We start from the raw sequence: 24,680 nt of genomic DNA on the forward strand, positions 1-24,680 counted from the left end.
TGGTCAACAAATGCTCGGATCGGTGCTACCGTGCGGGTATGGCAGCGAACACGGCCGAGGCGGGGCTGGCGGAACGGTGGCGCGACATCCTGTCGGTGCACGCCAGGACGATGTGCGAGATCGACCGCGTCCTGCATCCGCACGGACTGGGCGCCAGCGACTTCGAGGTGCTGGACATCCTCGCGTCCTCCGTCCCCGACACGGGCTCGGCGTGCCGGGTCCAGAATCTCGTCGGGCGGGTCCATCTGAGCCAGAGCGCGCTGTCACGGCTGATCGGACGCCTGGAGAAGGACGGTCTCGTCGAGCGTTCCGTCTGCGTGGAGGACCGGCGCGGCGTGTACGTCACCCTGACCCCCAAGGGGCGTGACCTGCACGCCGAGGTCCTGCCGTTGCAGCGCGCCGCGCTGGCCCGGATGCTCGGCGCCTGACCCGTGGGCCGGCGCCGGGCGTCCGGCGCGTTCAGGGCCGGGCCAGCAGCGTGCGCACCCCTTCGGACGTGAGGGTCAGCGGGTGCTCGGACCCGGCGTCTATCGACAGGGCCAGTTCGTCCGCGGGCCACTGCGAGGCGAGCGCGCCGAGCGGCACCACGCGGTAGCGGGAGACATAGGGCAGGAGCTCGGCCATGGCGGGCTCCGAGGTGAACACGGGGACCACGGGCTCGGCGCCCGACCGTTCGATCACCGGGAGCGCCACGACACCGGGGTCCATGGCGTCGCCGTCGCCGGCGTCGTCGGGCACGGGCACCAGGACGTCGCTGCTCGCCAGCGTGTCCATCGCCGTCCGGTCCTCGGTGTTGTCGGCCAACGCGTCCAGCGCGCGCCTGGCCGGGGTGGCGGAGTTGTCGTGCGCGGGTGTGTTCATGACGAATCCCCTGGTAGCGGCAGTCGTACGACCCGCCAAGGGCAGCTTCGGCCTCGGCGCGGTCCTGCCCGCCTACCCGATCCGGAGTGGGGCATTCCTCCGTGCGCCGCGAAGCGCTGAGGACGGCACGGAACGGTCGTAGCCTGAAGACACGGGACGCGGCGAATTCCGGTCCTCGCGGGTGCGGGAGGCGGGTATGCGGTACGACGACCGCCGGACTGCCGGGCGGCTCCTCGCCGGGGAGCTGGCGGAGCTGCGCGGCCCCGGCGCCGTGGTGCTGGGCCTGCCGCGCGGCGGGGTGCCGGTGGCGGCGGAGGTCGCCCGGAGCCTGGGCGCACCCCTCGACGTGCTGGTGGTGCGCAAGCTGGGGGTGCCCGGTCAGCCGGAATGGGCGTTCGGGGCGATCGGCGAGCACGGCGTACGGGTCCTCAACCAGGACGTGATGTCCTCGGCCGGGATCACGTCCACCGCCCTTGCGTCGGTCGAGGCGGCCGAGCGCGCGGAGCTGGAGCGGCGGGTGCGGGCCTACCGGCGGGACCGGAAGGCGGTGCCGGTGACCGGCCGCACGGCCGTGGTGGTGGACGACGGACTCGCCACCGGCGCCACCGCCGAGGCCGCCTGCCGGGTGGTGCGGGGGCAGGGCGCGGCCCGGGTCGTGCTCGCGGTGCCCGTGGCGCCCGAGCGTTCGGTGGCCCGGCTGCGGCAGGTGGCCGACGCGGTCGTGTGCCCGCGCACGCCAGGGGACTTCGGCTCGGTGGGCGCCTGGTACCGGGACTTCGCCCAGGTCCCGGACGCGGAGGTCGTCTCCCTGCTCGCGGGGGCCGGGGCGCCGGACCCGCCCGCCCGGGAGGGCGCGACCGGGACGGCCGCCGGGGTGGACCGTGAGGTGCGGATCCCGGCCGCGGGGACGCACCTCGGCGCGTGGCTGGTGGTGCCCGACGGGGCCACGATGGCGGTGGCCTTCGCACATGGGAGCGGCAGCAGCCGGCACAGCCCGCGCAACCGGTACGTGGCGGCCGAGCTGCACCGGGCCGGTTTGGCCACCCTGCTGCTCGACCTGCTCACCGACGGCGAGGCGCACGACCGGCACAACGTGTTCGACATCCTGCTGCTGGCCCGGCGGCTGCACGCCGCGTCGGTGTGGCTGCACGCGGGGACCGGCCTGCCCGTCGCCTACTTCGGCGCCAGCACCGGGGCGGCGGCCGCGCTGGAGGCGGCCGCGCTGTCGGGCTCCGGTATCCGCTCGGTCGTCTCCCGGGGCGGCCGGCCCGACCTCGCGACCCCGGCTGCGCTGACCCGGCTGCGCGCGCCGACGCTGCTCGTCGTGGGCAGCCGGGACCGCCAGGTGCTCAGCCTCAACCGGCTGGCGGCGGACAGGATGCACTGCGAGCACCGGATCGCCGTCGTCCCGGGCGCGACCCACCTCTTCGAGGAGCCGGGCGCCCTGCGCACGGTCGCCGAACTGGCCCGCGACTGGTTCGCCGGGCACCTCGGACGGCCGGCCACGGGGGTCCCGCCACGCCGTTCTGCCTGAGGGTGCGGCTGCTTTCGGCCGCCCGGGGACGGGCCTCCGCCATCCTCTCGCTACGTGGAGATTGAGTGTTGAACTTATGCCTAGACTCTGGGGTCCCGCATGGAGAAGGACCCTCACGTGAGCGAACCCGACCGTCTCGTCTGCCCGGCCTGCGGCGCCGCACGGGCGCCTGACGGCACCCCTGCCTGCGACTGCGCGGACCGAGCGGCCGAGGCCCGCCGCCAGGCGCGCACGGCGGAGGTGGCGGCCGCGGAGGACTTCGATCCGGTGCGGATCCGTCCGTTCGTGGGGCTGGGCGAGACGGACGACGGCGGGGCGGACACACCACCCCCGGCCGGAGAGCCACCGGCCGGGAGTCCGGCTGTGTCCTCCCCCAGGGTGGACGAGGTGGCAGCGGCCGTCCCGGAGCGCCCCCGCCGCCGGCACACCCCGCTGATCGCCGGGGCCGGTGCCCTGCTGGCCGTGGCGGTGACGGGCGCGTCGTTCGGCGGGCTGTTCGGCTACGACGGCCCGGAGCGGGGCAACACCGGCGAGGGCCTGCGGGCACCCCTCCCCGACGCCACGTCGTCCGGGGCCGCGACCGGGAGCACCGCCACCGCCGGGGCGTCCTCCGCCGGCGCGTCCCCGTCATCGCCCGGGCCATCCGTGGACACGCCCTCGGCGACCCGGTCCACCGACCTCTCCCCCACACCGACGAAAGGTTCCGGCACCCCGTCGGCGGGGCCCTCCGCCGCGGCCCCCTCCGGGGGGCAGACCCCTTCCCCGACCGGGCAGGCGGGGGAACCGCCGGTCCTGCGCCGGGGCGACCGGGGCCCCGAGGTCGTCGAACTCCAGCTCCGTCTGCGCCGGACCGGCCTCTATGCGGGCGAGGCCGACGGGGTGTACGGCGGGTCCGTCGAGAGCGCGGTGCGCGCCTTTCAGCTGACCCGCGTCGTCCTCGACGACGAGTCCGGCGTCTACGGGCGTCCGACGCGCGCCGTGCTGGAGTCCGAGACACCGGAGCCCCGAGGGACGCCGGACCCGTAAGAGGCGCCGGACTGCTGGGAGGCGCCGAGCCCTGACGGCCGCCGGCGCCTTGACGGCCCGTCAGCCGAGGCGCTTCAGCAGTTCCGCGGCGAGGGGGGCCGAGGACGCCGGGTTCTGACCGGTGACCAGGTTGCGGTCGGTGACGACGTGCGGGGCCCACGGCTCGCCCGCGTCGACCTCGATGCCCGCCTCGGTGAGCCGGTCCTGCAGGAGCCACGTGAGCCGGCCGGCGAGGCCGCCCTGGGTCTCCTCCTCGTTGGTGAAACCGGCCACCCGGTAGCCGGCGAAGGCGTTGCCGCCGTCACCGGTGGCGGCGAGCAGCGCGGCCGGGCCGTGGCAGACGACGCCGAGCGGCCTGCCGGAGCGCAGCGCGCGGGTCAGCAGGTCGCCGGAGGCGGCGTCGGCGGCCAGGTCCCCCATTGGGCCGTGGCCGCCGGGGTAGAACACGGCGGCGTAGTCGTCGAGGCGCACGTCCTCCAGCCGCAGCGGGGCGTCGAGTTCGGTCATGGAGGCGAGCACTGCGGCGACCCGGTCGGCGCCCTCCTGGCCGCCGTTGAACTCGGGTGCCAGGCTCGCCTTGTCGACGGTCGGCACGACACCGCCCGGCGTGGCGACGGTGATCTCGTGGCCCGCGGCCCTGAACGCCTCGTAGGGGGCGACGGCCTCCTCGGCCCAGAAGCCGGTGGGGTGCTCGGTGCCGTCGGCCAGCGTCAGGTGGTCGGCGCCGGTCATCACGAAAAGGATCTTCGACATGGGAGCTCTCTCGGGAGACGGAGTTGCTGCGTACCGGGCGACGGGCGAGGGGCCGCCCCTGCCCGGCGACGTCGACCGTACGCGCGCCCACCCATGCGAATCCAATAGGCTTGTCCATATGAGCCATAGGGATTCCGATGACAGCCTGGAGAGCGGGGAGGACGGGGCGCGGGTCCCTCCGGGCTCCGCGGCTCCGGTGGACCTGAACCTGCTGCGGACCTTCCTCGCCGTCTACCGCACCGGCTCGTTCACGGCCGCCGCCCGGCTGCTGGCGCTGTCCCAGCCGACGGTGACCACCCAGATCCGCACCCTGGAGCGGCAGCTGGGCCGGGAGCTGTTCCGGCGTCTGGCGCGCGGGGTCGCCCCGGTGCCGTACGCGGACGAGCTGGCCGCCCGGATCGTGGAGCCGCTGGACGCGCTCGCCGGGGTCACCGGGCCGGGCGGCGCGGACGACACCCACCCGGCGGAGCCGGTGCACCTGGCCGGTCCGGCCGAGCTGCTGACCCGCCGGGTGATGCCCGCCCTCGCGCCCCTGGTCGACCGGGGCGTACGGCTGCGGGTCACGCCGGGGCTGACGGAGCCGCTCCTCGCGGATCTGCGGGCGGGCCGCTACGACCTGGTGATCGCGACCTACCGGCCGCGTGGTCGCGCGCTGGCCTCGGTGCCGCTGATGGACGAGGAGTTCGTGCTGGTCGCCTCGCCCGGCTGGGCCGAGCGGGTGGGCGGTCCGGCCCGGCTCGCGGCGGACGGCCCGGCCGCCCTGCACGGGGTGCCGCTGGTCGCCTACGCCGAGGACGTGCCGATCGTGCGCCGCTACTGGCGTCATGTCTTCGGCCGCCGGCTGACCCGGCAGCCGGCGGTGACGATGCCGGATCTGAACGCCGTCACGGCGGCGGTCGCGGGCGGCACGGGGTTCAGCGTGCTCCCCCGCTACCTGTGCGCCGCCGAGCTGGCCTCCGGGGCGCTGACGCTGCTGCACGACCCGGACGACCCGCCGATCAACACCGGTTTCCTCGTCCAGCGCCCGGGGTCCTCCGGGAACCCGCATGTCGCCCTGGTCCGCGACCATCTGCTGGAGCTGGCCGCCGCCTGGTGAGGTCCGCGGCCGCGCGGGGCGCCCCCGCGCGGCCGCGGACCGTGGCTCAGCCCGCCGTGGTGGCGGCCGCGCAGGCGCCCGCGGCGCACTCCGTCAGCCAGGCGTCGAAGTCGGCGTCGTAACGGGTGCCGATCCCGGTGGCGTACACGGCGTGCCCGCCCGCGTAGTCACCGGCGCGGAACCGCTCCAGCATGCGGTGCACGTCCGCCGGGTGCCGTTCGAGCATGTAGCGCACGGCCAGGTATCCCCAGGCGTAGGTGCGGGTGACGTCGCTGTTGGCGTAGGTGCTCTGGAACAGTGTGCTGAGCCGGTAGGTGTGCCGTCCAGCCTCGCTGACCGCGTCCGTGTAGGTGCGGCCCCGGTAGCCGTAGGAGGCGTACTCGGCGAAGCCCTCGATCCACCAGACGTCCGGTACCGAGGTCTGCCGGCCGAAGTCGCCCTTCAGGTTGTCCCGGGCGTCCAGGTAGTGCGTGTACTCGTGGTTGAGGTTCCAGATGCGGGCCGCGTGCCCGGTGTCCTCGCTCTTCCGGTACATGACGGCGAAGGGCGCGTTCGCCGGGTCGTCCGGATCGCCGATGAGGGTCATGCCGCCGTTGTCGGTGCTGATGCCGAAGATCGCGCCGGCGTAGGTGCGGTAGTCCTCGCGCCCGGCGAAGACGTAGAGGTCGAGGGTCGACAGGTGCTGGCCCGGGATGGGTCCCGGGTCCCGGACGAGGTCGTGGACGTAGGCGTCCTGTCCGAGCAGGCTGGCGCACGCCGCGTCGAGGTCGGCCCGGGTGAGGGACTGGGCGCGGATCGTGCGGGCGGCGTCGCAGCGGTGGGTGATCGGCAGGGCCGCCCGCATCAGCCGGCCCTCGAGGTCGCAGATGCCGTAGTAGGCGCAGTTGCCGGCGTCGTAGGCGTCGGCCTGGGTGGCGACGCTCACCCAGAGCGCGGCGGTGCGGCCGGTGATCCGGGCGGTGTCCAGCAGGTGCCGGACGCGGGGCCGGACAGTGGTCCGCAGCTCGGGGTGCTCGACGTGCCGGGCCAGGTTCATGCCGGCGTTGGAGGTGAGGTACCCGCGGTCGGTGCCCAGCAGGTCGAGATGGGCGAGGGCGAAGGTGTGCAGGGTCCGTACGACGGAGCGGTCGGCGATGACCGCCCGGACGTAGGCGGGGTTCCAGTTGCCGCGCCAGAGCGGGGTGTGGACGGCGTTCACGGCCGCGAGCATGCTCGGGAGGCTGTCGTAGGAGCGGTCGTAGTCGTCGAGTATCCGCTGGTAGACGTCGAGGTAGCGGGCCTGCCTGCCGGCGCTGTCGGTGAGGACGACGACCTCGCGCAGCACGTCGCCGTTGGCCGCGGTGACGTCGCGGGAGCGCGGGCGGGCGAAGAAGGCGTCCATACCGCGTGTGGTGGCGGCGCTGAGGGAGGGGCCGTAGGGGCCGGTGCCGTCGGGGTGGTTGTACTGCACGTAGTACCCGGCCCGCAGGAAGAGGACGAGCTGGCTGATACGGGAGGCGTTGTCGCCGCCGTACGTCCGCGCGACGCGCGTGAAGGCGTCGGCGACCGTGACCATCTGGGCCTCCCGGAAGACGGCCCGGGCGTCCGTGGCGCCGACGGAGAAGAGGCTGTTCACGCAGTCCGTGGTGGCCGCCCGGACGAAGGCGACGAGCTCCGCCCCGGTACGGCTGCCGAAGTCGGCGGGGGTGCAGGCGGCGGCGCGCAGGCCGGGTGCCGGGGTCCGGTGGACGGGGAGGCGGGTCGGTGTCAGGGGCGGCAACTCGACCGATTTGACCGGCCGTTCCTGGACGGCGGGTGCGGAGGTGGTGTCGGGGGACGGCCCGGCCGGGGGCGGTGCGGGTGTCCCGGTGGACGCGGCGGTGGGGGTGGGGCCTGACTGCGCGGCCGGTGCGGGGGCCGTGATCACGGCCGTGAGGGCGGCGCCGGCGATCAGTGCGGACGCCATGCGTCTGGGCAGCACGAAGCGGTAGCGCATCGAGGGATCCTCCAGGGACGGATGCGCCTCGGGGTGGGGTGCTGAGGCGTGTGGGGACTGTCTCAACACCGATGCGCGCCAACAATGCCATGTGACATAGCACTTGGAGCCGCGCGGTCATAACGCCCGCGGTCTCCACCGCCGTTGCGGCTACGCGCCCGGCACTCCCCAGGTGCGTGCGGCCCAGGCCCTCAAGTGCGGTGACTGGGCGACGAGTTGGCGGTGCGCCTCGGCGGCGGACTGGAACAGCGCGTCGACGAGTTCCGCGGAGACGGCCGTGGGCCGCCAGGCCAGCACGTACCGGCACCACAGCGGCGTGCCCTGCAGCGGCTTCACGACCACCTGCGGGAGGGGCCGCATGGTGGGCTGTACGGCGGCCACGCCCAGACCGTCGGCGATCATGCCCTGCAGTTGCCGGTGGTCGCCGAGGAACTCGTGGGCCACCGCGGGGGTGAACCCGGCGGCCGCGCAGGCCGCGTGGAACACCTCGGGCCAGCCGGCCCCGTCGTCCGGTGTCAGGAACCACTCCTCCCCCGCCAGGTCGGCGAGGGCGACCTGGGAGCGCTGGGCGAGCGGGTGCCGGGACGGCAGCGCGACGAAGGTCGGCTCGGTGACGATCCCGCGGTGGGCGACCGCGTCGGAGTGCCGCAGCTCACGCCCCGGATAGTCGGCGGCGAGGCCGGCGTCGACCGCGCCCTCCTCCAGCAGCTCGACGATCCGCGAGGACGCGTACACGCTGTTCACCGCGAGGGAGACGTCCGCCATGCGGGCGCGCAGCCCGGACACCATGCCCGCCAGCATCGGCGAGTTCGTGGCGGCGACCCGCAGCGTCCGCCGGGCCGCGACGGCCCCGGCGGCGGGGCGCCGGCCGATGGCGTCCGCGCGGGCCAGCACGTCCCGCGCGGAGGCGACCACCTCGAAGCCGTACGGCGTCAGCTGCACCCCGGCCGGGCCTCGCTCGAAGACGGGCTCGCCGAAGTACCGCTCGATCCGGCGGAGCTGCGTGCTGACCGCGGGCTGCGAGTACCCCAGCTCGGCGGCGGCCCGGCCGACGCTCCCCGCGTCCGCGATGGCGCACAGCACACGCAGATGCCGTAGCTCCAGCTCCACCCGTCACACCCTCCTCGTCGGGGCCGCCGCTCCGCCGTACTCCGGCGAAACGGTGCGATACAGGGCCATCCCATCACGGGCGGACCCCCCTTCGAACACGCATCGGACCCTGCGGTTAGCATATGAGCGCCACCTAGCTCGAAAGATAGGCCCGCGCCCGTGACTGTCAACGACGACTCGTTCACCAGCTGGAAGAACCGCGAGGAGATCGCGGAATCGATGATCCCGATCATCGGGAAGCTGCACCGGGAGAGGGACGTCACCGTCCTCCTCCACAGCCGCTCCTTGGTGAACAAGTCGGTGGTCAGCATCCTGAAGACGCACCGCTTCGCCCGGCAGATCGCGGGTGAGGAGCTCTCGGTCACCGAGACGCTGCCGTTCCTCCAGGCCCTGGCCGCCCTCGACCTCGGCCCCTCCCAGATCGACCTGGGCATCCTGGCGTCCACCTACAAGGCCGACGACCGCGGCCTGACCGTGGAGGCGTTCACCGCCGAGGCCGTCGCGGGTGCCACCGGCGCCAACAAGATCGAGCGGGGCGAGGGACGCGACGTCGTCCTGTACGGCTTCGGCCGGATCGGCCGGCTCGTCGCCCGACTGCTCATCGAGAAGTCCGGCTCGGGAAACGGCCTGCGGCTGCGGGCCATCGTCGTGCGCGGCGGCGGCGAGCGGGACATCGTGAAGCGCGCCTCGCTGCTGCGCCGCGACTCCATCCACGGGCAGTTCCAGGGCACGATCACCGTGGACGAGGCGAGCAGCACGATCTTCGCCAACGGCAACGCGATCAAGGTGATCTACGCGAACGACCCCTCCGAGGTCGACTACACGGCGTACGGCATCAAGAACGCCATCCTCATCGACAACACCGGCAAGTGGCGCGACCGCGAGGGCCTGTCGAAGCACCTGCGCCCCGGTGTCGACAAGGTCGTGCTGACCGCGCCCGGCAAGGGCGACGTCCCGAACATCGTGCACGGCGTCAACCACGACACGATCAAGCCGGACGAGCAGATCCTGTCCTGCGCCTCCTGCACCACCAACGCCATCGTCCCGCCGCTGAAGGCGATGGACGACGAGTACGGCGTGCAGCGCGGGCACGTGGAGACCGTCCACTCGTTCACCAACGACCAGAACCTGCTGGACAACTACCACAAGTCCGAGCGCCGGGGCCGTTCCGCGCCGCTCAACATGGTCATCACTGAGACCGGTGCCGCCTCCGCCGTCGCCAAGGCGCTGCCCGACCTCAAGGCCCGCATCACCGGCAGCTCCATCCGGGTGCCGGTGCCGGACGTCTCCATCGCGATCCTGAACCTGCAGCTGAAGCGGGAGACGACCCGCGAGGAGGTGCACGACTACCTGCGCGAGGTGTCGCTGACCTCGCCGCTGCGCCGCCAGATCGACTTCATCACGGCGCCCGACGCGGTCTCCAGCGACTTCATCGGCTCCCGGCACGCGTCGATCGTGGACGCGGGCGCGCTGAAGGTCGAGGGCGACAACGCCATCCTCTACCTCTGGTACGACAACGAGTTCGGCTACTCCTGCCAGGTCATCCGGGTCGTCCAGCACGTCTCCGGGGTGGAGTACCCGACCTACCCGGCACCGGCCGTCTGATCCGGTCCCCCGTGCCCCGCGGCCGGGGCGGACGCCCTCCGGTGGGCGTCCGCCCCGGCCGCCGCGTCGACCTGTCCTGCGACCCAGGCCAGGAAGTCCCGCACCTCTTCGGCGGGCAGCGCGGCCGCGTCCGTGCGTGAGGGCCGCTCGTAGCTGCGCAGGGCGGCCTCGACGAGGGGGCGGAAGCGTTCCTCGGCGGCGGCGACCTCACGGGCCGCGCGGCGCTTGGGCTGCCAGTGCCCGGTCCGGCAGTAGCGCACCGAGCGGCAGCCGTTGAGGACCCGGTTGTCCGCGAGGTGCCCGTCGCCCGCGCTGTGCTCCCGGACGGAGGCGCGGATCGCGGCGAGCAGGTCGGCGCAGGCGGGCTCGGCGATCGCCTCGCGCGCAGGGGCCCCGTACAGCGTCCGCCCCGCCTGGTGGGCGACGGAGCGGTCGATGACGTACCAGAAGGCCGGGGACCCGGCCGGGTCGAGGCTGAGCCGGGCGGGCAGCAGCGGCCCGGTGTTGAGGTCGAGCAGATATCCGGCGCCGCCGGACGGCCGGGCCGCGAAGCCGGCTTCGTACACCACGAGTTCCAGTCCGGCGGCCGGGCAGGGCAGCGCGGGGTGCGTGAGGGCGGCGGCGAGATCGGTGAGCAGCGGGGCGGGCGGTGTCCCGTCCAGCACGACGGTGACGTCGGTGTCGCTGCGGCCGTGCCGGTAGTCGCCGAGCGCGACGGAGCCGACCGCCACCACGCTCACCAGGCGCGTGCCGCACAGGCGGTGCGTGCGGCGGACCAGTTCGGCGAGGTAGGGCCGCAGTTCGGCGGGGACGGCGTGCGGGTCCACGAGTGTCCGGGTCATACGCCCAGTGTTCCGCACGGCCGGAAACCGCTGATTGCCCGATGACGACCGGTCGGGTCCGGGCGTTCGGGTCGCGCCGGTGTCCCGGTTCCGGCCAATATCGGCGCACGGCACGACAGGCGCCGCGCGGGTGCTCTGCACCGGGCCACCGGCCGGCGCCCTCGATCTGTCCTGCGCGGACACCGCCCCACTCACGCCTTCACATCGCTGCCACACCTCCTCCACATGCCGGACACATCCAGCCGGGGTGCGCAGCGCGGGGCAGACGGTACGCGCGCCACCTGCCTAGCCTCCCGGGCCATGCGATCACCACGTATGAGACGCCTGGGTCTCACCACCGTCCTCGCCCTCCTGCTGGCCGTGTTCGGGCTCGCCCCCAGCGCGAGCGCGGCGGACCCCGGACCGGCGGACCTGGCCTTCGCCACCGACGCCGCGACGACCACGCCCGGCGGCACGGTGCAGCTCTCGATGACGCTCACCAACAACAAGTCGTACGACGTCCTGTTCGTCTACCAGACGATCCAGCCCACCTGGCTCACCACTCAGCGCCCCGACCTGAAGTACAGCTTCACCGGCTGCACGCTCGCCACCGCCGCGGGCAGCGCCCCGTGCGCCGGCACCGGGCCCGCCGACCTCGGCGCGAACTACGGGGCGACCATCCCGCCCGGGCAGAGCCGCACCGTCACGCTGACGCTCCAGGTCGCCGCCGACTCCGGCTGCAACGGCAACATCGGCTTCTACTCGTACTACTACGCCGAGTTCAGCGACGCGACCAACGTCAGCGGCGGCCCGGTCTTCACCCCGGAGACCCGGGTGCTCTGCGCCTGAGGTCCGGCCGGCCGGTTTCGTGAGCGCCGTGCCCCGCGCGCGGGCCTCTCCCCGCGCGGGGCACGGTGACGAAAGCGAGCCGTATGGAGCAAGAGACCGGCCAGGGGGCGGCGAAACGCCGTCGTGGTCCTTCTCGCCCCACGCCAAAGGGACGAACATGCCCGGTCATGGAGATCTTGCTCGTCGCCAGCGCGTTCAACAGCCTGTCCCAGCGCGTGTACGCGGAACTGTCCGACCAAGGGCACCGGGTGGACGTCGTCCTCGCCTCGCAGGGCGACGACGCGGTCCGGACCGCGGTACGCGCGGCCCGCCCGGAACTGATCGTCGCCCCCATGCTCAAGACGGCCCTGCCGGAGGAGGTGTGGCGGGAGCACACCTGTCTCGTCGTGCACCCCGGCCCGCCGGGGGACCGCGGGCCGTCCGCCCTGGACTGGGCGATCGCCGACGGGGTGACCCACTGGGGCGTGACCGTGCTCCAGGCCGAGGCGGGCATGGACGCGGGCGCCGTGTGGGCGGCCGAGACCTTCCCGGTGCCCGACGCCGGCAAGAGCGACCTGTACCGGGGCGAGGTCTCCGACGCCGCCTCGGCCGCCGTGCTGCAGGCCGTGCGCCGCTACGCCGAAGGATCGTTCAAGCCGAAGCCCCAGACCGACCCCGCGATCCGCGTGCTGTGGCGCGACGCCTTCCGCCAGGACCAGCGCCGCATCGACTGGGACAAGGACGACACCCGTACGGTGGTGCGCAAACTGCGCGGCGCCGACTCCCAGCCCGGCGTGCTGGACGAACTCCTCGGCCGTGAGCTGTTCCTGCACGGCGGGCACCCCGAGGACCGGCTGCGCGGACGCCCCGGCGAGCTGCTGGCGACCCGCGCGGGCGCGATCTGCCGGGCCACCGTCGACGGTGCGGTCTGGATCCCCGAGCTGCGCCCCCGCAAGGCGTCCGGCGACCCGGCGCCGTTCCGCCGCCCGGCGGCCTCCGTGCTGGACTCCTACCAGCGGCCCGCCGAGCCCCGGCTCCCGGAGATCGCCGCGCCGCTCGAACTGCCCGCCGACCGCACCACCTGGACCGACATCCGCTACCGGCAGCGCGGCGACGTCGGCTTCCTGCGCTTCTCGTTCCCCGGCGGCGCGATGAGCACCGAGCACTGCCGCCGGCTGCACGCCGCCTACCGGTACGCCCTCACCCGCCCGACCCGGCTGCTGGTGCTCGGCGGCGCCCGGGACTTCTTCTCCAACGGCATCCACCTCAACGTCATCGAGGCGGCGCAGGACAGCGCGGGCGAGTCCTGGTCGAACCTCAACGCCATGGACGACCTGGTCGAAGCCGTGCTGCGGACCACCGACCGGCTGGTCGTGGCGGCCCTCGGCGGCAACGCGGCGGCCGGCGGGGTCATGCTCGCCCTGGCCGCCGACGAGGTGTGGTGCCGCTCCGGCGCCGTCCTCAACCCGCACTACCGCCGGATGGGCCTGTACGGCTCCGAGTTCTGGACGTACTCGCTGCCGCGCCGGGTCGGCGTCGAGACGGCGCACCGGCTGACCACCGAGGCGTTCCCGGTGAGCGCCGCGAGCGCCGCGCGGATCGGCCTGGTGGACCGTCTGGTGCCCGTGCCTCCGCGCGAGTTCGGCGCCGAGGTGGACCGGCTGGCCGGCGCGCTCGCCGCCGCCCCGGACCTGGAGCGGCGGATCGAGGCCAAGGCCGCGGCCCGCCAGGCCGACGAGAAGCGGCAGCCGCTCGCCGAGTACCGGCGGGACGAGCTCGCCCGGATGCGGGCCGTCTTCTTCGACCCGCGCGCCCCCTACCACGCCCTGCGGTCGGCCTTCGTACGGAAGCTGCCGGCGGGCGCGCGGTGAGCGCGCGGCTGCTGGTGGCGGGTGTCGGGAACATCTTCCTCGCGGACGACGCGTTCGGCCCGGAGGTGATCCGCGCCCTGGACGAGCGGCCCCTGCCGTCCGGGGTGACCGTGCGGGACTTCGGCATCCGCGGGCTCGACCTCGCCTACACCCTGCTCGACGGCTACGACACGGCCGTCCTGGTCGACGCGGCGGTCCGGGGCCACACCCCGGGCACGCTGTCGCTGATCGAGCCGGAGCTCCCCGGCGCCACGGCCGCCGGGCCGCCGCCCGAGGCGCACGGCATGGACCCGGCGAAGGTCCTGGCCCTCGCCGCCCACCTGGGTGACGAACCGCTCCCCCGGGTCCTCGTCCTGGCCTGCGAGCCCGAACGGGTCCCGCAGGGCGACGAGGACATCACACCCGGCGTCAGCGCGACCGTGCGGGCGGCGGTGCCGGAGGCGGTGGCGGCGCTGCACACCCTGGTCCCGGAGCTGCTCGCCGACCCCGCGGCGACGCCCGCGTTGCGCCGCCCGGACGAATCCGCCGCCCCCGCCCCGGCCGGGGTCCGGCCCGCGGAGGCCGGGGGCGCGGAGGATCGGCAGCGGACCGGCCCCCCGGTCCCTCCCCCACCGACCGCGAGGAGCAGCGCCGATGTGTGAGTCCGTGGACGAGGTCGGCCAGGCCGTCCTGGCGAGGAACGACGGTCTGGCCGCCCACCTGCACGAGGAGCTGGCCGGGCGCGGGGTGAGCGTGGTCAACCTGCTGTCCAGCCCCGGCAGCGGCAAGACGGAACTGCTGGGACGCGTCCTCGCCCGGGCGGTCGAGCGGGGCGTCCCGGTGGCCGCGCTCACCGCCGACCTGGCCACCGAGAACGACGCCCGGCGCCTCGCGCGGTCCGGCGCCCCGGTGAAGCAGCTCCTCACCGACGGGCTGTGCCATCTGGAGGCCCGTCAGCTGCGCGGGCACGTCGAGTCCTGGCTGCCCGAGGGCACCTCGCTGCTCTTCGTGGAGAACGTCGGCAACCTGGTCTGCCCGGCCTCGTACGACCTCGGGGAGAGCCTGCGGATCGTCCTCATGGCGGTGACGGAGGGCGAGGACAAGCCGCTGAAGTACCCCACCGCGTTCGGCTCGGCCCATCTGGTGGTGCTGACCAAGTCCGACCTGGCGGAACCGGCCGGTTTCGACGCGGCCGCGTTCGAGGAGCATGTGCGGCGGGTCAACCCGGGCGTCGAGGTGGTCCGGTCCTGCGCCCGCACCGGGGAGGGCGTCGACACCGTGCTGGAGCGGGTGCTGGCCGTCCGGGACGGCGCCCCGGCGCACACGCCTCCCCTGGCCCCGCGGCCCCACACCCACGCGCACGCGGCGGGCCCCGTCTCGTGACCGCGCCCGTCGACAAGGGGGCGGTGCGCCGCCGGGTCGTCGTGCGCGGCACCGTGCAGGGGGTGGGGTTCCGGCCGTTCGTGCACCGTCTCGCCACCGATCTCGCGCTGGCCGGCTTCGTCAGCAACACGGCGAACGGGGTCCTCATCGAGGTGGAGGGCCGGCCGGACGGCGTCGACCGGCTGTGCGACCGGCTGGCCGCCGAGCCTCCGCCGCTGGCGGCGGTCACCGGCGTCGACGTCGAGGATCTTCCGGTCACCGGCGCCGACGACACCTTCACCATCCGCTCCACCGACCGCTCGCCGGGCCGGACGCACCTGCCGCCCGACACGGCGGCCTGCGACGCGTGCCTGCGCGAGCTGGCCGATCCGGAGGACCGCCGCCACCGGCACCCGTTCGTCACGTGCACCCACTGCGGCCCCCGCTTCACCATCGCCACGGGCCTGCCCTACGACCGGTCCGTCACCACCATGGACGGCTTCCCGATGTGCGCCGCGTGCGCCCGGGAGTACGGCGATCCCGCCGACCGCCGCTTCCACGCCCAGCCGGTGGCCTGCCCGGACTGCGGGCCCCGGCTGCGTCTGGAGCCGGCCCCGGGCACCGGGGTCCGGGGCGCGCGGGACGGTGACGCCCTGGCCGTGGCCCGGGCGCTGCTGGCGGGCGGCCGGATCGTCGCGGTGAAGGGACTCGGCGGCTACCACCTGGCGTGCGACGCGACCGACGCGCGCGCCGTGGACACGCTGCGGGCCCGCAAGGAGCGCGGCGGCAAGCCGTTCGCCGTGATGTGCGCGGACACCGACGCCGTACGGCGGGTCGCGCTGCCGTCGGCGGCCGAGCTGGCCGCCGTGACCGGCCCGTGCCGGCCGATCGTGCTGATGCGCCGACGCGGGGCGGACGAGCCGCTCGCGCCCGGCGTCTGTCCCGGCAGCCCGCACCTCGGGGTGATGCTGCCGTACACCCCGCTGCACACCCTGCTGTTCGGGCTGCCGGGCGATCCGCCGGGTCCGCGGGTGCTGGTGATGACCAGCGGCAACCGGTCCGGGGAGCCGATCGTCACGGACGACGACGAGGCGCTGATCCGGCTGGCGGGCCTCGCGGACGCCTGGCTCGCGCACGACCGGCCCATCGCCTCGCCGTGCGACGACTCCCTGCTGCGGGTGCGCAGCGACGGCACCGAGCAGGTGCTGCGCCGCTCCCGCGGGTACGTACCGCGTCCGCTGCGGCTGCCGGTGACGCTGCGTCCGGCGCTCGCGGTGGGCGGCGACCTGAAGAACGCCCTGTGTGTCGGCGAGGGCGACCTGGCCTGGTTCGGACCGCACATCGGGGACATGGGGGAACTCTCCACCCTGGAGGCGGCGGGCCGGGCCGAGGCGCACATGCGGCATCTGACCGGCGTGGCCCCCGAGGTGGTCGCCGCCGACCGGCACCCCGGGTACCACTCGGCGCGCTGGGCCCGGCTCCAGGCCGCCCAGTCGGGGCTGCGGTCGCCGGTCTTCGTCCAGCACCACCATGCGCACGTCGCCTCCGCCATGGCCGAGCACGGGCTCGACGGCACCGATCCGGTGATCGGGGTCGCGTTCGACGGCACGGGGTACGGCGACGACGGCACCGTCTGGGGCGGTGAGTTCCTGCTCGCCGGGTACGGCGGCTACCGGCGGCTCGCCCATCTCACGCCGGCTCCGCTGCCCGGCGGGGACGCCGGGGTGGCCAACCCCTGCCGGCTGGCGCTGGCCCGGCTGTGGGCGGCCGGGGTGCGGTGGGAGCCGGACCTGCCGTGTGTCGCCGCCTGCGAACCCGGCGAACTCGCGCTCCTGGAGCGCCAGCTGACGCGGGACGTGGCGTGCGCGGCGACCTCCAGCATGGGCCGCCTCTTCGACGCGGTGTCGTCCCTGCTGGGCGTCTGCCATCGCGCCGAGTACGAGGCGCAGGCCGCCCTGGAGCTGGAGGCGGCGGCCACCTCGGCCTGGGACGCCGACGACGGGGCGTACGCCTTCGGGACGGCCGGGGGTCTGTGCGACCCGGCGCCCGTGCTGCGCGCTCTCGTCGCCGATCTGCGGACGGGCGCGCCCGTCCCCGTGCTCGCCGCGCGCTTCCACCGGGGTGTCGCGCGGGCCGTGGCGGAGGTGTGCCGGCGGGCCCGGGAGGACACCGGCCCGCGCACGGTCGCCCTGAGCGGCGGGGTGTTCGCCAACGCGCTGCTGGAGGAGGAGTGTGCGCGGCTGCTGGCCGCGGACGGCTTCACGGTGCTGCGGCACGGCGAAGTCCCGCCGAACGACGGCGGGTTGGCCCTCGGCCAGCTGGTGGTCGCGGCGCACCGACGAACGAAGGAGTGACGCATGTGTCTGGCAGTGCCCGGCAAGGTGGTGGCCATCGAGGACGGCGCCGACCCGCTCACCGGGCTGATCGACTTCGGCGGGGTGCGGAAGCAGGCGTGCCTGGAGTACGTCCCCGACGTGCGGGTGGGTGAGTACGTCATCGTGCACGTCGGGTTCGCGCTGCAGCGCCTCGACGAGGAGTCCGCCCTGGCCTCGCTGAAGCTGTTCGAGGAACTGGGGCTGCTGGAGGAGGAGTTCGGGGACGCCTGGCAGCAGGCGGCCCGGGAGGCCGGAGAGCCCGCGCCCGCGGGACACCCGGACGGCGGGAGTGAGGCCCGGTGAAGTACATCGACGAGTTCAACGACCCGGAGCTGGCCCGCCGGCTGCTGGACGAGATCCGCGCGACCGCCACCCGCCCCTGGGCGCTGATGGAGGTGTGCGGCGGTCAGACCCACTCGATCATCCGGCACGGCATCGACCAGCTGCTGCCCGAGCAGGTCGAGTTGATCCACGGCCCCGGCTGCCCGGTGTGCGTGACGCCGCTGGACGTCATCGACCAGGCCCTGGAGATCGCCGCCCGCCGGGAGGTGATCTTCTGTTCGTTCGGGGACATGCTGCGGGTGCCGGGCTCCGACCGGGACCTGTTCCGGGTGAAGGGCGAGGGCGGCGACGTACGGGTGGTGTACTCGCCGCTCGACGCGCTGGAGCTGGCCCGCCGCAATCCGGACCGGCAGGTGGTGTTCTTCGCGATCGGCTTCGAGACGACCGCGCCCGCGAACGCCATGGCCGTGCACCGGGCCCGCCGCGAGGGGCTGGGCAACTTCAGCCTGCTCGTCTCGCACGTACGGGTGCCTCCGGCGATCGAGGCCATCATGACGGCGCCGTCCTGCCGGGTGCAGGGGTTCCTCGCCGCCGGGCACGTGTGCAGCGTGATGGGGACGGCCGAGTACCCGGGGCTCGCGGACCGGTTCGGCGTGCCGATCGTGGTCACCGGGTTCGAGCCGCTGGACATCCTGGAGGGCATCCGGCGCACCGTGCGGCAGCTGGAGCTGGGCGAGCACCGGGTGGAGAACGCCTACCCGCGCGCCGTCCGCGACGACGGCAACCCGGCCGCCGTACGGATGATCGAGGAGGTGTTCGAGGTCACCGACCGCAACTGGCGGGGCATCGGGTGCATCCCGTCCAGCGGCTGGCGGCTGAGCGAGGCCTTCCGGGCGTACGACGCCGAGCACCGCTTCGACGTGGCCGGCATCCGGACCGAGGAGCCGGCGGAGTGCCGCAGCGGCGAGGTGCTGCAGGGCCTGATCAAGCCGACCGAGTGCGCGGCGTTCGGCACCACGTGCACACCGCGCACACCGCTCGGCGCCACGATGGTCTCCAGCGAGGGCGCCTGCGCCGCCTACTACCTGTACCGCCGGATGAACGCGCCCGCGCCGCAGGGCGTCCGGCCCGCGGCCGAGGAGATGAACCCCGTTGCCTGAGCCTCTGACGGATGTGGTCGACCCGGCCGCCTGGACCTGCCCCGCTCCCCTGCGCGACCAGCCGGTCGTCGTGATGGGGCACGGGGGCGGCGGCGCGCTGTCGGCGGAGCTGATGGAGCAGGTCTTCGCCCCGGCGTACGGCAACAGCACGCTGGCCGCGCTCACCGACTCCTCCGTCCTCGAACTGGGCGGCGCACGCCTCGCGTTCTCCACCGACTCGTACGTGGTGCGGCCGCTGTTCTTCCCGGGCGGCTGCCTCGGCGACCTCGCGGTGAACGGGACAATCAACGACCTGGCGATGAGCGGGGCCCGGCCGGCCTACCTGTCCGCCGCGTTCGTCCTGGAGGAGGGCGTGGAACTGGCGGTCGTGGAGCGGATCGCGCGGGCCATGGGCGCCGCGTCCGAGGCGGCCGGGGTCACCATCGCCACCGGGGACACCAAGGTGGTGGAGTCGGGCCACGGCGACGGGGTGTACGTCACCACCGCCGGGGTCGGGCTGGTGCCGGACGGGGTGGACATCCGCCCCCAGCGGGCGCGGCCCGGTGACGTCGTCGTCGTCAGTGGTCCGATCGGGCTGCACGGTGTGGCGATCATGAGTGTCCGGGAGGGCCTGGAGTTCGGGGTCGAGGTGGCCAGCGACAGCGCGCCGCTGGCGGACCTGGTGGCGGCCATGCTGGCCGTCACGCCGGACATCCACGTGCTGCGCGACCCCACGCGCGGCGGTCTCGCCGCGTCGCTCAACGAGATCGCCCGCGCCTCCGGGACGGGGGTGCGGCTCAGCGAGCGGGCCGTCCCGGTGCCGGACGCGGTGGCCAACGCCTGCGGGTTCCTCGGGCTGGACCCGCTGTACGTGGCCAACGAGGGGCGGCTGGTCGCGTTCGTGCCCCCGGCGGCGGCGGAGGAGGTCCTCGCGGCGATGCGGGCCCATCCGAACGGGGCCGAGGCCGTGGTGATCGGTGAGTGCGTCGCCGAGCACCCCGGCATGGTCGTGGTCGCGACGGGCCTCGGCGGCACCCGGGTGGTGGACCTGCCGCTCGGCGAGCAGCTGCCGCGGATCTGCTGACGGCGTGCGAGGGCCCCGGTGGTGCGTGACGGCACCGCCGGGGCCCTCGTGTGTCAGGGGATCGCCGGTTCGATCCCGGTGATCTCCAGTTCCCGGCCGCTGCGCAGGTCCGAGGAGGGACGGTCGCAGCGCGGACACCAGAAGAACGGCGGCATGCCGACGGCGAACTCCTCGGCGCACGTCCCGCACCAGGCCTGGGCCAGGACCTGCTCGACCACCAGCCGCGCCGAGGCGAGGGCGGTGCCGTCGCGGGCCACCTCGAAGGCGAAGTCCAGGGCGTCGGGGACGACACCGGCCAGTTCGCCGACGCGGACGGTCACCGCCGACACGGTGTCCGTCCCGTCGGCCAGGGCCAGCTCGCCGGCCCGCTCGATGATCGCGGTCGCGATCGACAGTTCGTGCACGGCCGGCTCAGGGGTAGCGGCGGCCCGCGCGCAGGCCGCCCGCCATCCGCCAGATCCGCGCCTCGCGCCGCAGGCTGGGCAGTTCCCACGCCAGCAGGGCGACCGCGAGGGCGCCCAGCAGGACGGCCTCGGCCTTCAGCACCCGCTTCCCGCTCATCTCGGCTCCTTTGCTCCGCGCGCCGCACCGGCGCGCCCGTCGGTCGTTCATCGCGGCCACTCCCCGCCGTCCGTCATCCCGGTGAGATGTTCGGCATGGCGTCCACCAGGGCGTCGTGCCGCTTCCAGTGGATCCCAGTGGAGCGGCGCGCGTCGGAGGTGCCGTCCCGGTGATGGCCCGTCTGGTCCTGGTAGCGGCCCTGGTTGCCCTGGTGCATGCCGGACACGTGGCCGGGGGTGTCGGGCTTGGCCTGGGCCCTGCCGACCCGGATGCTGCCCATGGTGTTCTCCTTCCTCGTCGGCGCGCCGCGGGGCGCGCTCACGACCTCTCGGTGAGGCCGGCGAAGAACTGCTCGACGGCCGGCCAGACCGCGCCGCCGCCGGACAGCCCGCGCCAGTGCCGGCGGACGACGGCGACCATGCGGTAGCAGTCGTCGACCGGCACGATCCAGTGGTGGTCGGCGCCGTGCACGGTGTTCACCAGCAGTGCCTCCACCTCGGGTTCCACGGTGGCGAGCGGCGGACACGTCTCGGCGAGGCGCCGCCAGGCCGCCGCGTCCACCTCCCACCGCATGGCCCCGGCCGGGCTCGGTCCTTCGGCGGTGACCGTGCCGTCGGCGCGGGGCACGAAGAAGACCAGCCCGACGGGGACGCCGAGGACGTCCGTGGCGACCTCGGGAAGCCGGACCCGGCGGCGCGGGACCAGCCGGTACCGGCCCTCGCCCGCGCCACCCCGGTCGAACAGCACCGAGCAGGGGCCGCAGACGCAGCGCACCCGCTCCTCGTCGGCGTCGTGGAGGTGCGGGTGGTCCTCGGGGACCGGCGCCGCGCACAGCTCGCACGCCTCCGCGTCCGCCGAGGCCGCGCGGGCGGCCGTGGTGCGGATGAGCCGGGCCAGGGCGCCGCCGCTGGTCACGGCGCGCTCCGGTGGGTCAGGGTGGCCAGCGGCACGAAGGCGGGCGCGGACCGTTGTGCGGCGGGGTCCGGCACCGGTTCGACGTCCGTCAGCTCCGGGGCGGCGGCGAGCACGGCGGCCCGTACGGCGCCGGTGACGTCGGCTCCGCCGCTGCCGCAGCCGGAGCCGCAGCCGCCGCCCTCCGTCAGCCGCACCCGGGCGACGCCGTCCTCCACGCCGGCCCACTCGACGTCGCCGCCGCGTTCGCGGACGGCGGGGCGCAGCCGTTCGACGGCGCGGGCCGCCCGGCGTTCGGGGGGTTCGGGGTGGATGTCGTGCAGCACCAGCAGGTGCCCGAGCAGTTCGTCGTCGGCGAGGCGTGCGGCGAGGGCGGCGTCGGCGAGGTCCAGGACACGGGCCAGCGCCTCGCCGTAGACCTCGGTCAGCAGGCCCACCGCCTCGGTGGCGGGGCGCGTGACGGGTCCGGGCGTGGACTCCAGGCCCTCCAGGAGTTCGTCGAGCCGGGCGAGGCGGGCCTCGACGTCCGGGTCGGCCAGCCGGGCCGCGCCGGGCTCATCCATGGCTCGCCCCGTAGGTCGGGGAGTGCATCGTGGTCAGGGTCTTGCCCTTGCCGACGTACATGTGGACGCCGCACGGCAGACAGGGGTCGAAGCTGCGGACGGTGCGCATGATGTCGACGCCCTTGAAGTCGTCGGGGCCGTTCTCCTCGAAGATCGGCTGTCCCTGGACGGCGTCCTCGTACGGGCCGGGGGTGCCGTACATGTCGCGGGGGCTGGCGTTCCACGGGGTGGGCGGGTACGGGTGGTAGTTGGCGATCTTCTTGTCCTTGATCACCAAGTGGTGGGAGAGGACGCCGCGCACCGCCTCGTGGAAGCCGCAGCCGATCGCCTCGTCGGGCACCTCGTAGTTCTCGAACACCTTGGTGTCGCCGGAGCGGACGAGGCCCATGGCCTCCTCGAGGAACTGCAGCGACATGGCGGCCGCGTAGGCGACGAAGTAGGGCCGGGCGCGGTCCCGTTCGATGGTGTTGCTCCACTTGGGGATGCGCCATTCCAGCGTGGTCTCCGGCAGGCTCTCGCCCTTGGGCAGGGAGATGCGGACGCTGTCGCCGGTGGCCTTGACGTACGGGGTGTCGACGATGCCGCTGAGCGCGGTGGACCACAGACGGGCCAGCGGGCCGCCGCCGGTGTCCAGGGCGAGGTGGTCGCCGGTGCGCGGGTCGAGCCAGCGCGGGCTCATCACCCAGCTGTAGTTGCCGTCGAAGTCGCGCTTCTGCGGGACCGGGACGGTCGTCTGGTTCCAGGGGTGGCGCATGTCGACGGGGTTGCCGAGCGGGTCGCGGGTGACGAAGGGGTCCTCGTTGACCCAGTCCTCGTAGAAGGAGCTGCCGAGCATGATGCGCAGGCCGAGGTTGATGTCGACGAGGTTGTTGGTGACGAGTTCGCCGTCGACGACGATGCCGGGGGTGACGTACATCGCCTTGCCCCAGGTGTTCATCGTCTCGTAGCGGTAGTCGACGACCTTGGGGTCCTGGAAGGCGCCCCAGCAGCCGAGCAGGACGCGGCGGCGGCCGACCTCCTCGTAGCCGGGCAGGGCCTCGTAGAAGAAGTCGAAGACGTCGTCGTTGAGGGCGACGGCCTTCTTGATGAAGTCGATGATCCGCATGAGCCGGCTGAGGTAGTCGGTGAACGCGGTGGGCTGGGGCATCGTGCCGACGCCGCCCGGGTACAGCGTGGAGGGGTGGACGTGCCGGCCCTCCATCAGGCAGAACATCTCGCGGGTGACGCGGCTGACCTTCAGGGCCTCCTTGTAGATCTCGCCCTCGAAGGGGTTGAAGGCCCGCATGATGTCGGCGATGGTCCGGTACCCGTGGATGTCGCCGCGGGGCGCCGCGGTGCGTTCGGCGCGGGCCAGGACCCCGGGGTTGGTGGCCTTGACCATCGCCTCGCAGAAGTCCACGAAGACCAGGTTGTCCTGGAAGATCGTGTGGTCGAACATGTACTCGGCCGCCTCGCCGAGGTTGACGATGTGCTCGGCGAGCATCGGCGGCTTGACTCCGTAGGCCATCTGCTGGGCGTAGTCGGAGCAGGTGGTGTGGTTGTCGCCGCAGATACCGCAGATGCGGGACGTGATGAAGCCGGCGTCGCGGGGGTCCTTGCCCTTCATGAACACCGAGTAGCCGCGGAACAGCGACGAGGTGCTGTGGCATTCGACGACTTCCCGGTTGGCGAAGTCGATCTTCGTGTAGATGCCCAGGTTCCCGATGATGCGGGTGATCGGGTCCCAAGACATGTCCACGATCTGTGGCGGCTTGCGCTCCGTCGCGCGGGCCTCGGTGGTCGTCATCTGCGGTACTGCCCCTCGCTGTCGGTGTTCGTGAGTGGGTGGTGGCGGGTCGGGGGGTGACCCGGTGTCAGGGCCGCCAGTGCGGGTCGTAGCCGCTGGTCAGCTTGCGCTTGTTGTGCCGCCACCTGGGTTCGTGGTTGACGAGTTCGTTGGTCATCCCGCGCAGGCGGCGGATGACGGCGCCGTACGGCTTGATGGCGAGCGAGGACAGGGTGCCGCCGGGCGGCTCGTCCATGAACGGCATGAAGGCGTCCGGGAAGCCGGGCATCGTGCAGCCGATGCAGATGCCGCCCACGTTCGGGCAGCCGCCGATGCCGGCCATCCAGCCCCGCTTGGGCACGTTGCAGTTGACGACCGGGCCCCAGCAGCCCGTCTTGACCAGGCACTTGGGCGAGTTGTAGTCCTTCGCGAAGCTCGCCTGCTCGTAGTACGAGCCTCGGTCGCAGCCCTCGTGGACGGTCTTCCCGAACAGCCACTGCGGGCGCAGCATGTGGTCGAGCGGCGGCGGGGGCGCCGAGCCGGCCGCGTGGTACAGGACCCAGACCAGGGTCTCCATGAAGTTCTCCGGCTGGATGGGGCAGCCGGGCACGTTCACCACGGGGAGGCCGCCCTGCGAGCGGTAGTCCCAGCCCAGGTAGTCGGCGAGGCCCATGGAGCCGGTCGGGTTGCCGGCCATGGCGTGGATGCCGCCGAAGGTGGCGCAGGTGCCGGCCGCGACCACCGCCCACGCCTTGGGCGCGAGCTGGTCGATCCACGAGTTCAGGGTCTGCGGCTCGCCGGTCTCCGGGTCGTTGCCGAACGACGTCCAGTAGCCGTCGCCCTCGATGATGTTCTGGTTGGGGATCGACCCCTCGATGACGAGGATGAACGGGGCCAGGTCGCCGCGCGCCGCCGCCCGGTAGGGGGCGAGGAAGTCCTCACCGCCCAGGCTCGGCGAGAGCACCTTGTTGACCAGGTTGACCTTCGGCAGTCCGGGGATCAGGCCCAGCACCAGGTCCTCGATGGACGGCTGGTCGGCGGCGGTCAGGGAGACCGTGTCGCCGTCGCAGCTCATGCCCTCGGAGATCCACAGGATGGTGATCTCGTCGAAGCCCTGCCGGTCCTCGCCGCGCGCGGGTTCGCCCGCGACCTCGGTGGTGCTGCTGTGCGTCGTCATG

General features: G+C 73.8%; 25 protein-coding genes. 13 read left to right on the plus strand and 12 right to left on the minus strand.

The window, feature by feature from the left end:
• Positions 1-38: 38 nt before the first annotated feature.
• Positions 39-428, plus strand: coding sequence for a MarR family winged helix-turn-helix transcriptional regulator (locus ADL34_RS02495; protein ID WP_062669779.1), 390 nt, complete (start codon positions 39-41; stop codon positions 426-428).
• A 31-nt stretch (positions 429-459) separates the two neighbouring features.
• On the opposite strand, the gene ADL34_RS02500 is transcribed toward ADL34_RS02495, so the two are convergent.
• Positions 460-861, minus strand: coding sequence for an SseB family protein (locus tag ADL34_RS02500; RefSeq protein ID WP_062669781.1), 402 nt, complete (start codon positions 859-861; stop codon positions 460-462).
• Positions 862-1,057: 196 nt separating this feature from the next.
• On the opposite strand from ADL34_RS02500, the gene ADL34_RS02505 reads away from it, so the two are divergent.
• Positions 1,058-2,395 carry a phosphoribosyltransferase family protein gene (locus tag ADL34_RS02505; RefSeq protein ID WP_062669783.1) on the plus strand — a complete coding sequence of 446 codons (1,338 nt, stop codon included), beginning with the start codon at positions 1,058-1,060 and terminating at the stop codon, positions 2,393-2,395.
• Positions 2,396-2,512: 117 nt separating this feature from the next.
• Positions 2,513-3,421: a peptidoglycan-binding domain-containing protein gene (locus ADL34_RS02510; RefSeq protein WP_062669873.1), complete on the plus strand. Its 909-nt coding sequence runs from the start codon at positions 2,513-2,515 to the stop codon at positions 3,419-3,421.
• 60 nt (positions 3,422-3,481) lie between these two features.
• Here the strand turns inward: ADL34_RS02510 and ADL34_RS02515 are convergent, their stop codons facing one another.
• A complete protein-coding gene (locus tag ADL34_RS02515) occupies positions 3,482-4,174 on the minus strand; it encodes a type 1 glutamine amidotransferase domain-containing protein (RefSeq protein WP_062669785.1) in 693 nt (230 codons plus the stop codon).
• A gap of 118 nt (positions 4,175-4,292) precedes the next feature.
• Between ADL34_RS02515 and ADL34_RS02520 the strand changes: the two genes are divergently transcribed.
• Complete coding sequence (locus ADL34_RS02520; RefSeq protein ID WP_062669787.1) at positions 4,293-5,270, plus strand: LysR family transcriptional regulator; 978 nt, start codon at positions 4,293-4,295, stop codon at positions 5,268-5,270.
• A 46-nt stretch (positions 5,271-5,316) separates the two neighbouring features.
• Here the strand turns inward: ADL34_RS02520 and ADL34_RS02525 are convergent, their stop codons facing one another.
• Positions 5,317-7,245, minus strand: coding sequence for a collagenase (locus ADL34_RS02525; protein ID WP_062669789.1), 1,929 nt, complete (start codon positions 7,243-7,245; stop codon positions 5,317-5,319).
• A gap of 150 nt (positions 7,246-7,395) precedes the next feature.
• On the minus strand, positions 7,396-8,355 hold the full coding sequence (locus ADL34_RS02530; protein ID WP_062669790.1) for a LysR family transcriptional regulator: 960 nt from the start codon (positions 8,353-8,355) through the stop codon (positions 7,396-7,398).
• Between the two features lie 159 nt (positions 8,356-8,514).
• On the opposite strand from ADL34_RS02530, the gene ADL34_RS02535 reads away from it, so the two are divergent.
• Positions 8,515-9,960, plus strand: a complete 1,446-nt coding sequence (locus ADL34_RS02535; RefSeq protein WP_062669792.1) for a glyceraldehyde-3-phosphate dehydrogenase — start codon at positions 8,515-8,517, stop codon at positions 9,958-9,960.
• Here the strand turns inward: ADL34_RS02535 and ADL34_RS02540 are convergent.
• A complete protein-coding gene (locus ADL34_RS02540) occupies positions 9,939-10,802 on the minus strand; it encodes an aminoglycoside adenylyltransferase domain-containing protein (RefSeq protein ID WP_079034284.1) in 864 nt (287 codons plus the stop codon). The two genes, ADL34_RS02535 and ADL34_RS02540, sit on opposite strands and share 22 nt — an antisense overlap.
• A gap of 315 nt (positions 10,803-11,117) precedes the next feature.
• On the opposite strand from ADL34_RS02540, the gene ADL34_RS02545 reads away from it, so the two are divergent.
• From ADL34_RS02545 to hypE, 8 genes are all read left to right on the plus strand, one after another.
• Positions 11,118-11,630 carry a hypothetical protein gene (locus ADL34_RS02545; RefSeq protein ID WP_234374928.1) on the plus strand — a complete coding sequence of 171 codons (513 nt, stop codon included), beginning with the start codon at positions 11,118-11,120 and terminating at the stop codon, positions 11,628-11,630.
• A gap of 167 nt (positions 11,631-11,797) precedes the next feature.
• The gene (locus ADL34_RS02550) at positions 11,798-13,480 is read left to right on the plus strand and encodes a hydrogenase maturation protein (RefSeq protein WP_062669802.1); all 1,683 of its coding nucleotides are present in this window, start codon (positions 11,798-11,800) and stop codon (positions 13,478-13,480) included.
• Positions 13,477-14,121 (plus strand): hydrogenase maturation protease, encoded by a 645-nt coding sequence (locus tag ADL34_RS02555; protein ID WP_062669804.1) that lies wholly within the window; start codon positions 13,477-13,479, stop codon positions 14,119-14,121. Before ADL34_RS02550 ends, ADL34_RS02555 begins: the two co-directional genes overlap by 4 nt.
• A complete protein-coding gene (gene hypB, locus ADL34_RS02560; RefSeq protein ID WP_062669807.1) occupies positions 14,114-14,842 on the plus strand; it encodes a hydrogenase nickel incorporation protein HypB in 729 nt (242 codons plus the stop codon). Before ADL34_RS02555 ends, hypB begins: the two co-directional genes overlap by 8 nt.
• Positions 14,839-17,175: a carbamoyltransferase HypF gene (gene hypF, locus ADL34_RS02565; protein ID WP_062669809.1), complete on the plus strand. Its 2,337-nt coding sequence runs from the start codon at positions 14,839-14,841 to the stop codon at positions 17,173-17,175. Before hypB ends, hypF begins: the two co-directional genes overlap by 4 nt.
• A gap of 3 nt (positions 17,176-17,178) precedes the next feature.
• Positions 17,179-17,499 carry a HypC/HybG/HupF family hydrogenase formation chaperone gene (locus tag ADL34_RS02570; protein WP_062669811.1) on the plus strand — a complete coding sequence of 107 codons (321 nt, stop codon included), beginning with the start codon at positions 17,179-17,181 and terminating at the stop codon, positions 17,497-17,499.
• Positions 17,496-18,638 (plus strand): hydrogenase formation protein HypD, encoded by a 1,143-nt coding sequence (hypD, locus tag ADL34_RS02575; RefSeq protein ID WP_062669813.1) that lies wholly within the window; start codon positions 17,496-17,498, stop codon positions 18,636-18,638. Before ADL34_RS02570 ends, hypD begins: the two co-directional genes overlap by 4 nt.
• Positions 18,631-19,701 carry a hydrogenase expression/formation protein HypE gene (hypE, locus tag ADL34_RS02580; protein WP_062669815.1) on the plus strand — a complete coding sequence of 357 codons (1,071 nt, stop codon included), beginning with the start codon at positions 18,631-18,633 and terminating at the stop codon, positions 19,699-19,701. Before hypD ends, hypE begins: the two co-directional genes overlap by 8 nt.
• 53 nt (positions 19,702-19,754) lie before the next feature.
• Here hypE and hypA read toward each other — a convergent pair whose 3' ends face one another.
• From hypA to ADL34_RS02615, 7 genes are all read right to left on the minus strand, one after another.
• The gene (gene hypA / locus ADL34_RS02585; RefSeq protein WP_062669817.1) at positions 19,755-20,105 is read right to left on the minus strand and encodes a hydrogenase maturation nickel metallochaperone HypA; all 351 of its coding nucleotides are present in this window, start codon (positions 20,103-20,105) and stop codon (positions 19,755-19,757) included.
• A gap of 7 nt (positions 20,106-20,112) precedes the next feature.
• On the minus strand, positions 20,113-20,262 hold the full coding sequence (locus ADL34_RS36315) for a hypothetical protein (protein ID WP_179199369.1): 150 nt from the start codon (positions 20,260-20,262) through the stop codon (positions 20,113-20,115).
• A 73-nt stretch (positions 20,263-20,335) separates the two neighbouring features.
• Positions 20,336-20,542, minus strand: coding sequence for a hypothetical protein (locus ADL34_RS02595; protein WP_062669818.1), 207 nt, complete (start codon positions 20,540-20,542; stop codon positions 20,336-20,338).
• A 38-nt stretch (positions 20,543-20,580) separates the two neighbouring features.
• Positions 20,581-21,177 (minus strand): DUF5947 family protein, encoded by a 597-nt coding sequence (locus ADL34_RS02600; RefSeq protein ID WP_062669820.1) that lies wholly within the window; start codon positions 21,175-21,177, stop codon positions 20,581-20,583.
• The gene (locus tag ADL34_RS02605) at positions 21,174-21,737 is read right to left on the minus strand and encodes a NifU family protein (RefSeq protein ID WP_062669822.1); all 564 of its coding nucleotides are present in this window, start codon (positions 21,735-21,737) and stop codon (positions 21,174-21,176) included. Before ADL34_RS02605 ends, ADL34_RS02600 begins: the two co-directional genes overlap by 4 nt.
• Entirely contained in the window at positions 21,730-23,523 is a 1,794-nt protein-coding gene (locus ADL34_RS02610) for a nickel-dependent hydrogenase large subunit (RefSeq protein WP_062669824.1), read from the minus strand. The genes ADL34_RS02605 and ADL34_RS02610 overlap by 8 nt, the downstream gene beginning before the upstream one ends.
• A gap of 67 nt (positions 23,524-23,590) precedes the next feature.
• Positions 23,591-24,679: a hydrogenase expression protein HypE gene (locus ADL34_RS02615; protein ID WP_062669827.1), complete on the minus strand. Its 1,089-nt coding sequence runs from the start codon at positions 24,677-24,679 to the stop codon at positions 23,591-23,593.
• Position 24,680 lies beyond the last annotated feature (1 nt).

This window comes from Streptomyces sp. NRRL WC-3605 (genome assembly GCF_001509795.1).
Lineage (GTDB): Bacteria > Actinomycetota > Actinomycetes > Streptomycetales > Streptomycetaceae > Streptomyces > Streptomyces viridochromogenes.